This window comes from Actinomycetota bacterium (assembly GCA_040905475.1).
GTDB lineage: Bacteria > Actinomycetota > AC-67 > AC-67 > AC-67 > DATFGK01.
In genome coordinates this window covers 1-10,963 of record JBBDRM010000021.1, presented here as the reverse complement: position 1 = coordinate 10,963, position 10,963 = coordinate 1, and the positions used below count along the sequence as shown (strand labels likewise).

Below are 10,963 nucleotides of genomic sequence, written 5' to 3'. Positions count from 1 at the left end.
CTCGACGGCCGCGACGACCAGCTGATCGTGACGCGCCATGGCAACGTGCATCCGATCGGGCTGCGTCTCCCACAAGCGCGTCGACCCTTCGATGTCGGTGAGAACGAGGGTAAGGATGGTCCTCCGGATCGCTTCAGGAGCGCGTTCGCTCTCTTCGCCGGGCGCCATGGCGAGAACGTATGCGACCGCCGGACCCGGTTCAAGGCGGCGGAGCCCGTGCTGCAGGGGAGCCCCACGCTCGCTCTCACGCGTCCTCGCGTTCTATCCTCCTGACACGCACGAACCCCAAGGAGGCAGCCGATGCGCGCGGTCCTGTTCGAAGACGTCGGCAAGCTCGCGATGGGCGACTACCCCGAACCAGTACTAGTGGACCCGGGCGACGCGATCATCAAAGTGACGACCGCGGCGATCTGTGGCTCGGACCTGCATCTCGTCCACGGCCGGGTCCCCGGCATGCGGCCGGGCAGCGTGATGGGACACGAGTTCGTCGGCGAGGTCGTCGACGCCGGCTCCGAAGTGACCAAGTTCAAGGTCGGGGACCGGGTCGTCGGATCGTTCCTGGTCGTCTGCGGCACCTGCTGGTTCTGTAAGCGCGGCGAGTTCAACAACTGCGACCAGATGTGGATCCTCGGGTACGGCATGTTCGTCGGCGACCTCGACGGCTCACAGGCCGAGTACGTGCGGATCCCGGTGGCCGACTGGAACCTGCACGCCGTCGATCCCGCACTGTCGGACGAGCAGGCGGTCTTCGCCGGCGACATCCTGACCACGGGCGCCTACATCTCGGCTCGTGCCGAGATCCAGGAAGGCGACGTCGTCGCCATCACCGGCGCTGGGCCGGTCGGGCTCTTCACGCTCATGAGCGTCCTCACGTACAAGCCCTCGGTCGTCTACATGGTGGACATGGCCGAGGACCGGCTCAAGCTCGCCGAGCAGATCGGCGCGACCCCCGTCGACGCGTCCAAGGTCAACCCGGTCGTGGAGATCCAGTCACGAACGGCAGACCGCGGCGCGGACGTGGTCATCGAGTGCGTCGGGAACCCCGCAGCGTTGACGACCGCGCTGAACGCCGCGCGGGCCGGCGGCACCGTGGCGGTGATCGGCGTGTACACCGAGATGTCCTATGACCTCCCGCTCGGCGAGGTGTGGCGCCGCGGATTGCGGATCGAGATGGGCGGCTCCTGCAACGTCCAGGGACACTGGAGCCGCGTTCTCGAGCACGTGAAGGCCGGCGCGATCGATCCGACGGTGATCATCTCGCACACGCTGCCGCTCGACGACGCGCTCCACGGTTACGACATGTTCGAGAAGCGCGAGGCGATGAAGGTGATCCTCAAGCCGTAGCCGACTCAGGTGCGCCGGTCGCATCGGGCTGATCTTCACGTTCGCTTGAAGTGTGACCCGAAACGTACGCATCTGGTGCGTTTTTGGGACGCGTTTCGCGGGAACGAGCAGGAACGGTCACCGACTGACCAGACGCCCTGCTCCGCTACCGGAAAGCGGAGGCGCTCCGTTGTAAGTGAGCCTCGAGCTCCTCGAGGAACCGGTCGATCGACTGGATGTGCGATGCGTGATCGCCGGGTAGCTCGACGACACGCGCTCCCGCGATCCGCGCTCCGAGTTCGTCGACGACCCGCTTCTCCCAATCGCCGGTGCTCGTGCCTTTGACGAGCAAGACGGGGCAGGAGATCGCCGCGAGCTCCTCGACCGACCGGCCCGAGCGGTCGAGCTCCTTCGACTGCCACGACAGCGCCATCCGGTGCTCCATCCACCGCTCCCAGTTCGGACTCTCCTTCGCTTCGTCGGCGCTCGACGCGAACCCGGCCAGCGCGAGGAAGCGGGCAAGATCGTCGGCGGTGACCTCGCGGCCGGCGAGGTCGTGGATGAATCCGTTGATCTCGTCCAGCTCCGCGCCAGATCCGCCGAGCTGCTCGAGGATCCAGTACGCGGCCGGCTCGATCAACGTGAGTGAGCGCACCCGCTCCGGGTAGGCGAGCGTGAATTCGATGAGGGCGCGTCCGCCGCCGGACCAGCCTGCGAAGTCCACCCGGTCGATCCCGAGCGCGTCGAGGGTCAGGCGGAGCGACTCGCGCTCGGTCTCCGCGGTGTAGTCGGGGTCGCCCGGGTCCCCCTTCGAGCCGAGTTCATTGTGGATCGGCTGCACGCGGATCACGCGCCGGCCCGCAGAGAGGCGTTCGGCGTGCGGGATCCACGAGACCCAGCCGGTCAGCCCGCCTGGGACGAGCACGAGCGGTTCGCCCTCGCCACGAACCTCATACCGCAGAACGTGCGGTTCCATCCGTCTCACCCTCCTGTTTGTCGATGAACGCGGTCACGGCTTCCGCGAACTCCCGCGGGTGCGTCGTATGCGGGATGTGACCGGCGCCCGCGAACGAGAGCAGCTCTGCCTGAGGGAGCGCTTCGACGATGATCCGGACGATCGGCGCGAACATGGGGGGACTCTGATCGCCGAGCGTAAGCAGCGCCGGGCCACCGAAACGCCCGAGCCGCGCGAGGTCGATCGTGCCGTTCCCGGGATCGCTTTCCTCGTCGAGGAACGTGGGCGCGTTCTCGATCATCCTGCTCCGCATGGACTCCGGCAGGTGAGCCCACGAACCGGGCCCGATCGCGACCGTGTCGACGAACAGCTCGGCCGCGCCCGCGTGATCGCCGCCGCGGATCCTCTCGAGGACGGGCGCGATGTCCCCCTCGGCCTCGGACATCATGGTCGAGTACTCAGGACGCTCCTTGAGTACGGGCAGGAATGGGGGCTCGTGAGCGACGAGTCCCCGGACCAGGTCGGGCCGTTCGGCCGCGAGGAGTATCGCGACCTCGGCACCGAAAGAGTTCCCCATCACGAACGCCGGCGCAAGCCCGAGCCGTTCGATGAGCGCAGCCGCGTCCTCGACATCCTCGTGCTGTGTGCCTTGCCCGGCCGGCCGCTCGCTCGCGCTGTGACCCCGGCGATCGTAGGTGAGTACCCGGTAGCGCTCGGAGAGCTCCGGAGCCACCTGGCTCCAAGTCTCGTGGGATGACCACGAACCGTGGATCGCCACGAGCGGGACGTCCCCCGCTCCAGTCATCTCGTAGGCCAGCCGAACCCCGTTGACCCGCTCGGACTCCATGGCTCCTCCTTCCATGCATGCGTACCGTAGACGGCGGAGGTGGGTGGGCCAATACATCGTTCGATGTATCTGGGTCGAGGCGTCCCATCAGCGGAGGAGGTCGTGCTCGACGGCGAAGAGGGCGGCTCCGGCGCGGGTGGAGGAGCCGATCTTGCCGTAGATGTGGGTAACGTGGGTGTGAACCGTTCCTGGGGCGATCGTCAGCTCCTTGGCGATCTCCTTCTTCGATCGGCCGCGCGCCAGCAAGCGCAGGATCTCGACCTCGCGGTCGGTGAGCCCCGCCGGCCAGCTGGGTGGATGGTTCCGGAGAGCTTGGCCGGCAGCGGCGCAGACGGCGGCCGCCGCATCGCGATCGAGGCGCCGCGCGGTGACCTCCCGGTCGATCTCCGCGAGGGCCTGGTCGGCGGACATCGCCGGCCGATGCGGTCTCTGCTCCGTCAGCGCGTGGTAGACGTCCGCAGCCGCCAGGATGCGCGCGGCGTCCGACAAGGCCGACGCGGCCGCGCCTCGGTGGTACCCGCTGCCGTTCAGCCGTTCATGGTGCGCGCCGGCGAGCGAGGCGACGTTGGCCATCGTCGGCGATCGCGATAGAACCCGCTCCGTGTGGTACGCATGGAGCCGCACCTGTTCCCATTCGGCGTCGTTGAGCGAGCCCGGCTTCTCCCACACGGTGCTCGAGACCGCGACCCGTCCCAGATCGTGCAGCAGCGCGGCGCGGCGGAGGGTCGCCACTTCCTCGTCCGGGAGCCCCGACTTCCGTCCCGCTTCCTCGGCGAGAACGGCCACGCCGCGAGAATGCCCGAGGAGGCTCGGCGACTTCAGGTCGGCGAAATCGGCGAAGCCTTCCGCGATGTCGTCGAGGCCGGCCGGGCCGATCGACGCCGGCGGTCCCGGTTCAACGTTGAGCGCCTCGTCCCATACCGAGCCGCGTTCGATCCGATCGAAGAGGCCGTCGGCGCACCGCAGGAACGCGTCGACGCACGCCGGGTCGAACCACCCGCCCGATCGATGCCTGCTCATCTCCTTCGCGGCCTCGCGGCCGTGGACGCGGTGATGGATCTCGGCTTGATGTGCGACCGAGAGGATCCTCGAGCCGATCGCGATCTCGTCGCCGCTCAGCTTCCGCGGACCGCCTTTCCCATCCCATCGCTCGTACAGGTCGTTGAGGATCGAGATCATCCCCGGCCCCATGCCGAATCGGCGAGCGAAACGTACGCTCGCCTCGCAGTCGGCTCGCACGACGAGCTCACCGAAGGCCTTCCCCTGCGCGACGTTCTCGAGGACGCTCCGAACCCGCTTCACGGCGCCGAGCCCCCGTCCGGCGGCGAACACCGCGTGGATCGCTTCCCGCGGCTTGGTCTCGTCGGCGGGGGCGAACGCCTGCAGGGCCGCGAACTCGTCGCCGGAGATCCGTGCCAGCTCGTACGTGAACGCCGTGCATCCGACGAAGCGCAGGAGCGAGGCGTGGTAGAGATCTGCGCTCGCCGGCTCGTCCATCTGGAGCTCGGCGGCGATCCCAGCCGCCAGGAGCGTGTTCCGAAGGGTCTTCTCGGCCGGGAATCCGTTGCCGGCGTCCGTCGCGAGCGAGAGCGCGGCGAGCAGCTCGGACAGCCGGAACGAGGACCCGGTCACCGGACCCAGCGCGGCTTCGGTCCCTCCGGCGTGTCCTCCACCTCGATCCCCAGCGACAGGATCTTGTGCCGGATGCGATCCGCCGTCGAGTAGTCCTTCTTCGCGCGGGCTTTCTCGCGCTGCCCGATGAGCTCGTACGCGGCGCTCGGGATCGGCCGCGCACCGCCGGTCTCTCGCGAAAGATCAAGCCCCAGTACCTTGTCCCACCGGAGCAGCAACGCCGACTTGTCCTTGGGCGCGAGGGCGTCCGTGGACACGACTTCGGCGAGGAGCGCAACGAGCTGCGGTGTGTCGAGGTCGTCGTTGAGCGAGGTCAGGAATCGCTCCTCGTACTTCTCCACGAGATCGCCGATCGTCTCGCCCGGCTTGCGGGTCCATTCGGCGATGAGGCGCCGCCAGCGGTCGAGCGTCCGCTCCGCAGCCCCGAGCGCGTCGAGCGTGAAGTTCATCTGCGCGCGGTAGCGCGACTGGAGGAACAGCAGCCGCGCCGCGAGCGGATCGAAATGACCGCGCTCGGCGAGGTCGCGCAGGTCGTAGAAGTTCTCCGCGCTCTTCGCCATCTTCCGCCCCTCGGACAGCAGATGAGCACCGTGAACCCAATGACGAACGACCGAGTGGCCGACGGCTCCTTCGGACTGGGCGATCTCGTCCTCGTGGTGGGGAAACACGTTGTCCTCGCCTCCCGTGTGGAGGTCGAATTCTTCGCCGAGGAGCGCGATCGACATCGCCGAGCATTCGATGTGCCAGCCGGGGAACCCGTCGCCCCAGGGGGACGACCACTTCATCGCTCGGCGCGCGCCGGCAGGGCGCCAGAGCAGGAAGTCGGCGTGATGGCGCTTGTTGGGGTCGTCGATCACGCTGCGGTGCCCCGACTGGAGCTGATCGAGCGTGTTCCCGGAGAGCCGGCCGTACGCGGGGAAAGACTGCACGTCGAAGTAAACCCCGCCGCCCGCGACGTACGCGTGTCCGCGCTCGACGAGCTTGGCGATGATCTCGATCATCTCGGGGACGTACGAGGTCGCGCGGGGATAGTCGGCGGCTTCCTGGATGTTGATCGCGCGCACATCGTCGAAGAAAACCTTGGTGTAGTACTCGGCGATCTCCATCGGCGGTTTGCCCTCGAGGCCCGCGGAGACGAGCATCTTGTCCTCGCCGGTGTCGAACTCGTCGTCGGTCATGTGGCCGACGTCGGTGATGTTCTGGATCTGCCGCACCGGGATCCCTTGATACTCGAAGGCGCGACGGATCAGATCCGCCATCAGGAAGGTGCGCAGGTTCCCGATGTGCGCGAAGCGGTAGACGGTGGGGCCGCACGAGTACATGCGCAGCGTCCCGTCCGACCCCGGGGCGAGGTCGACGACCGCGCGGGCCATCGTGTCGTAAAGGCGGACCATCAGGCCATCTTAGAACGCTGCCACGCGCTGGGGTCTTTCCGTGCTCAGCGGCCGGTTCGCGGCGGACGCTCCGGAGGGGGCGCCACGACCTTCGCGGCCACCACTTCCCTGCGCGAGACGCGGCGAAGCTTTCCGGTGCGATCACGGATCTCGAACGAGTCGTCGTCGCAGATCTCGAGGATGCCGACGATGTCGTTGAACCCGCCGGTCGAGTCCCGCTGCCTCACAGTGACGCGACGACCAAGATCTCCGCAATCGACGAGCACCCGAACCACGTGTCGCATCGCCTACCCCCGACCCCCAGTGTCCACGAAGCCGACCACCATCGCGCAGAGGTCGTCCAGCTGCTCGGAGAAGAAGTGATCGGCGCCGTCGACGACGCGGACCTCGGCAGAGGGCAGCTGGGAGGCGAACGCTTTCAGATCCGCCGGACGGCAGAAAGGGTCCGCCGTCCCACAGACGAGCAGTGACCGAGCCTTCCAGTCGTCGAGATCGGCGGCCGGCGGAAGCGCGAACTTCGTCTCGAACGCGGCCCGAACCGGCGGCGCTATGCCGACGAAGGAGTCGACGGGCCCGTCTTTCGCCACGGCGTTCATCGCCACCAACGAGCCGAACGACCATCCGACGACCGCCGTAGGCTCGGAAACCTCCAGCCGCACGCGCTCCAAGGCGGCGAGCACGTCCGACACCTCACCGACTCCGCCGTCGTATGAGCCCTCGCTCCGGCCGACGCCTCGGAAGTTGAAGCGGAGCGCCACCCAGCCTGCTGCGATGAACGCGCGCTGCATCGCCGGGATCAGCTTGGAGCTCATGGAGCCTCCGAACTGAGGGTGGGGATGGCAAAGAACGGCGCCGCCCTTCGCCGGTATCCCGTCCGGGAGAGCCAGCCGGCCCTCGAGCCGAAGACCGTCGCCGCTTGTGAAAAAGATCGTCTCGGTCGGCAGGGTGCCTCCCTCGGTTCGTTCGGTGCAACGGTTTGACGGGGGCTGGGTAGAATGCTAATCAGGCTTGGCTCCAAACCCGACAAGGGGGTTAAGACGTGACGTATATCATCGTCGAGACGTGCATCGACGTGAAAGACAAGGCTTGCGTGGAGGAGTGTCCCGTCGACTGCATCTACGAGGGTCCGCGGATGCTGTACATCCACCCCGACGAGTGTGTCGACTGCGGGGCGTGCGAGCCGGTCTGCCCGGTCGAGGCCATCTTCTACGAGGACGACACGCCGGAGAACTGGAAAGAGTTCATCCCGATCAACAAGGATTGGTTCAACGACATCGGGTCTCCGGGTGGCGCGGCGAAGCTGGGGCCCGTCGATCACGACCATCCGAAAGTCGCCGCCTGGCCCACCGGGTAGCGAGCCGAGATCTAAGACCGGAGGCTGGGCGGGACGCCCGGCCTCTTCTTCTCTGGGGAAACAGTCCTGAGTAGCCCTTCCAACCTATGGCGACGTGGAAAAATCAGTAGTTCTGACGTTCCCAGCCGAGAGGTTCGTCCGTTAGCGTGGCAACAGCTCTCAAGGGGACGAGGCAGTGGCCAAAGAGATCTGCTCGAACTGCAACGTCAAGATGACCCGCCCGGTCGCGTTCTGTCCCGGTTGCTCCCGTCCGACCGAGCATGCAACTCCGAGCGAGCTGCTCGAATGGGATCTCGGCCAGTGGCGCCGGCACGTCGACCAAGCCGTGGCGTCTGGACAAGCGAAGCCTGCGTCGGTGCCGCTGCGCTCAGTCGTGGCCGTTGCCGAACCGGTTTCTCCTGTTCTTCCTCCGGCGCCGAGCGCGCTTCGGGTCGAGCGCTCACCCGAGCCTCCCGGGCAGCTCGACACGCCGAAGGTGAAGCGACCCAAGCGACATCTTCCAGAGCCCGAGGAGCGAGACCGTGTGATCGTCCTCGACGCCGACAGCGCGTTCGTGTACACCTCGTGCACATCGTGCGAGCGCGCCGATTGGATCATCCGCACCACGCGCAACGAGGACGACACCTACAATTATTGGTGCGTGCGTTGCAGCCGAAGCTTCAAGACCGACGCCCGCCTCCGCTCCGGATTGAAGCCGTTCTTGAGCTCGGGTCTGGTGATCGGGGCGCTTGCGACGCTGTCGATCGTGATGCGCTGAGCGTTACCCGCCCAGGAACTCCAAGATCGCGTCGTTCGTCGCCTGAGGGTTCTCCATCGGCGCCATGTGGCCGCCGCGAGGGATACCGGCGAACTTCGCGCCGGGGATCTTCTCGGCTGTGGCGCGCGCGCCGTCGATCGGCATGAGCTGATCATCTTCGCCGTGCACCCATAGAACCGGGACGGTGATGCCGGCCAGGTCCGGGCTCGAGTCGGGACGGTCGCGCATCGCAAGTGCGTCGGCGGCGATAACGGCCGGATCCTGTGCGAGGAACATCTCCTTCAGCCGTGCGACGTCTTCCTCTTTCGGGTTGGAGGCGAGCAGCTTCGCGCCCAGCCCCTCCCAGAGCGCCTCCATCCCTTGCTCGCGCACCATCGCGGCCGTTTTCTCTCGGCCGGCCTTCGCTTCATCCGAGTCGGCCTCCGCCTTCGTGTCGGCGAGGATCAGCGACCGCACGCGAGCCGGGTGTCTCCGCCAGAACGCGGATGCGACGTAACCGCCCATCGACAGGCCGCAGATGTCGGCCTGGTCGGCGCCGAGCTCGTCCATCGTCTTGGCGACGTCGTCGGCGAACAGGTCCATCGAGAACGTCGGCTCCTTGTCGTCGATCTTGGACAAGCCGTGCCCGCGAAGATCGACGGCAACGCAGCGGCGGTTCTTCGCCAGCCCGGACAACTGACCGATCCACATGCGCCGGTCGAGCGGGAAGCCGTGGACGAAGATGGTGACGGGACCGGAGCCGCGCTCTTCGTAGGCAAGCTCCATCGCTTCGCTCATGATTCCTCCCTGGTCGAGATCAGACTGGTTCAGGTCGTGGGATCGCAGCCGGCGCGAGATACTCGGCCGGCAAGTCACTCGGCCAGCGTTTCCGCTGCTTGGCCGACAGCTTCTCCATCAAGGTGATCGCGGCGGGATCCTCGGAGCCCGGCCGCACGGTCACCCAGCCGGCGTCCACGAGCTCCTTGAGCCACTCGGAGCCCCGCTCGGTGCGCACGATCGTCAGCGTCCAGCCGTCGGACTGGCCGAGGCCGCCGGTCGAGATGTCGGCGTGCTCGGCCGCGAAGTCCGGGCAGAGTTTGCAGCCTTCGCGGGTGAAGGCGTGCATCTCCTTGAGCGGGATGTCTACCTGCTCGCCGGTGCTCTTGCGCCACAGGATGAACTTCCCCTTCACGTTCACCTTCGCAACATCCTCGAGCGGGATCCCGAGCTCGTTCTGGATCTTGCCGACCATCGCGCCGTCGTAGGTGAACGACTTCGAGCACAGAAGCCCGATCGTGAGCCCGATCCGCCGCCGGTACTTCGCGACGTTGCGGGCCGACAGGGTCCCGTTGATGGACGCCTGGCACGACATGCCGACGAGCGCGAGGTTGCGCAGGCCGCGCTGTTCGGCCTCTTTCATCGCGAGCGGGTTGGCCGCGTACGTGTAGCGCGAGCCAGCCGTCGCGAGGACCTCTTCCCGCGTCGTGACGACGCACGGCTCGGCGTCCCAGATCCGTTCCTGCGACACCTTCGATACGAGCGCCCCGTCGATCTTCCCTTGCTCCAGGCCCCAGATCAGCAGCGCCGAGACGAGGCCTCCGTCCTGCCCGGCCTCGAAGATCTTCTCGTCGTTGGCGCGGACCAGAAGGACGTCGCGATAGATGCCGAACAGCTCCTCGGGCTGCCGGGCGCGGCCGAACAGGGCTTCGTCGCACTCGACCTCCCACACGCGGAACCGGGGACAAGCCTTCGTGCAGATATCGCACCCGCGCTGGCCGTGGATACAGTCGTCGAACGGAGTCGTCCCCTCGACGTTGAACGGGTGGTAGGACGCCAGCTCATACTCGAGGACGTCGCGCGGGCAGGCCATGATGCATGCGGCGCAGCCGGTACAAAGGTTCGTCTTCACGACCTCGTGGTAGAGCTCCTTCCACTGGCCGTACGCCCGGTCGCCGTCGGCTGGAGTCATCGCGGCGCCTATCCTACGGGGATGCGTACCGTGGCTCGAATCATCTCCCGGCTATGAGGTTCGGACTCCACACCGGACAACATCGAGTCGGCTTCGCCGAGCTTCGGGATCTTTGGCGAGATGCTGCGGCGTGGGGATTCGACGCCTGCTACCTGTTCGATCACATCGTGCCCTTGTATTCCGATGTCGAGGCGTTCCTGCCGGAGGAAGCGCTGCATCCTGAGGGTCCTTGTCTCGAAGGGATCACCGCGCTCGCCGCTCTGGCCCGCTCGGTCCCGGGGGTGGGTGTCGGGCTCATGGTCGCGGGGGTCGGCTACCGGTCGGCCGGCTACCTGGCACACACGGTCGCAACGATCGCGCAAGCCGCGCCGGGGCGGATCGAGGTGGGCATCGGTGCCGGCTGGTTCGAGCCCGACTACCGGATCATGGGGCTGCCGTTCCCGCCGCCGCGAGAGCGTCTCGACGCGCTCGATCGCGCGTTGGAGACGCTCAGTGGTTCGTTCGCGATGATGGATCCGGTCCCGCGTCTGTGGGTCGCCGGCATCGGCGAGCGCCGCACGATCCCGATGGCGGCGCGATACGCGGACTCCTGGAACGGCATGTACCTGACGCCGGGTGAGTACGAGCGCAAGGTGGAGGTCCTGACCGCTGCCGCGGTAGCCGCCGGACGCGACCCCGCCGTGATCGAGCGCTCGATCGCGCTGCGCGCCTTCAGCGCGCGCCGACGTTCCGACGCAGAAGGCGCGCTCGAGG

12 protein-coding genes are annotated in these 10,963 nt (G+C 67.2%); 4 read left to right on the top strand and 8 right to left on the bottom strand.

The genetic code is table 11. The annotated features are described in order from the left end of the window. The first annotated feature begins 300 nt into the window (after positions 1–300). Positions 301–1,344, top strand: coding sequence for an alcohol dehydrogenase catalytic domain-containing protein (locus WEB06_02200; GenBank protein MEX2554424.1), 1,044 nt, complete (start codon positions 301–303; stop codon positions 1,342–1,344). 145 nt (positions 1,345–1,489) lie between these two features. Here the strand turns inward: WEB06_02200 and WEB06_02195 are convergent, their stop codons facing one another. The 6 genes from WEB06_02195 to WEB06_02170 form a co-directional block, all read right to left on the bottom strand. After that, the gene (locus WEB06_02195; protein MEX2554423.1) at positions 1,490–2,299 is read right to left on the bottom strand and encodes an alpha/beta hydrolase; all 810 of its coding nucleotides are present in this window, start codon (positions 2,297–2,299) and stop codon (positions 1,490–1,492) included. After that, positions 2,274–3,125 (bottom strand): alpha/beta hydrolase, encoded by an 852-nt coding sequence (locus WEB06_02190; protein MEX2554422.1) that lies wholly within the window; start codon positions 3,123–3,125, stop codon positions 2,274–2,276. Before WEB06_02190 ends, WEB06_02195 begins: the two co-directional genes overlap by 26 nt. A gap of 87 nt (positions 3,126–3,212) precedes the next feature. Further along, positions 3,213–4,757 (bottom strand): HD domain-containing phosphohydrolase, encoded by a 1,545-nt coding sequence (locus tag WEB06_02185; GenBank protein ID MEX2554421.1) that lies wholly within the window; start codon positions 4,755–4,757, stop codon positions 3,213–3,215. Next, entirely contained in the window at positions 4,754–6,151 is a 1,398-nt protein-coding gene (cysS, locus tag WEB06_02180; GenBank protein MEX2554420.1) for a cysteine--tRNA ligase, read from the bottom strand. Before cysS ends, WEB06_02185 begins: the two co-directional genes overlap by 4 nt. Positions 6,152–6,195: 44 nt before the next feature. Further along, positions 6,196–6,435 carry a hypothetical protein gene (locus tag WEB06_02175; protein ID MEX2554419.1) on the bottom strand — a complete coding sequence of 80 codons (240 nt, stop codon included), beginning with the start codon at positions 6,433–6,435 and terminating at the stop codon, positions 6,196–6,198. 3 nt (positions 6,436–6,438) lie between these two features. Beyond that, positions 6,439–7,020 carry an alpha/beta fold hydrolase gene (locus WEB06_02170; GenBank protein ID MEX2554418.1) on the bottom strand — a complete coding sequence of 194 codons (582 nt, stop codon included), beginning with the start codon at positions 7,018–7,020 and terminating at the stop codon, positions 6,439–6,441. Between the two features lie 170 nt (positions 7,021–7,190). Between WEB06_02170 and fdxA the strand changes: the two genes are divergently transcribed. Both fdxA and WEB06_02160 read left to right on the top strand, forming a co-directional pair. After that, a complete protein-coding gene (gene fdxA / locus WEB06_02165) occupies positions 7,191–7,505 on the top strand; it encodes a ferredoxin (GenBank protein ID MEX2554417.1) in 315 nt (104 codons plus the stop codon). Between the two features lie 175 nt (positions 7,506–7,680). Next, positions 7,681–8,262 (top strand): hypothetical protein, encoded by a 582-nt coding sequence (locus WEB06_02160; GenBank protein ID MEX2554416.1) that lies wholly within the window; start codon positions 7,681–7,683, stop codon positions 8,260–8,262. Positions 8,263–8,265: 3 nt separating this feature from the next. On the opposite strand, the gene WEB06_02155 is transcribed toward WEB06_02160, so the two are convergent. After that, the gene (locus tag WEB06_02155) at positions 8,266–9,039 is read right to left on the bottom strand and encodes an alpha/beta fold hydrolase (protein ID MEX2554415.1); all 774 of its coding nucleotides are present in this window, start codon (positions 9,037–9,039) and stop codon (positions 8,266–8,268) included. 19 nt (positions 9,040–9,058) lie between these two features. After that, a complete protein-coding gene (locus WEB06_02150) occupies positions 9,059–10,210 on the bottom strand; it encodes a Coenzyme F420 hydrogenase/dehydrogenase, beta subunit C-terminal domain (protein MEX2554414.1) in 1,152 nt (383 codons plus the stop codon). Positions 10,211–10,263: 53 nt separating this feature from the next. Here WEB06_02150 and WEB06_02145 point away from each other — a divergent pair. Beyond that, the coding region (locus WEB06_02145) for an LLM class flavin-dependent oxidoreductase (GenBank protein MEX2554413.1) at positions 10,264–10,963 on the top strand (700 nt) is incomplete at its 3' end.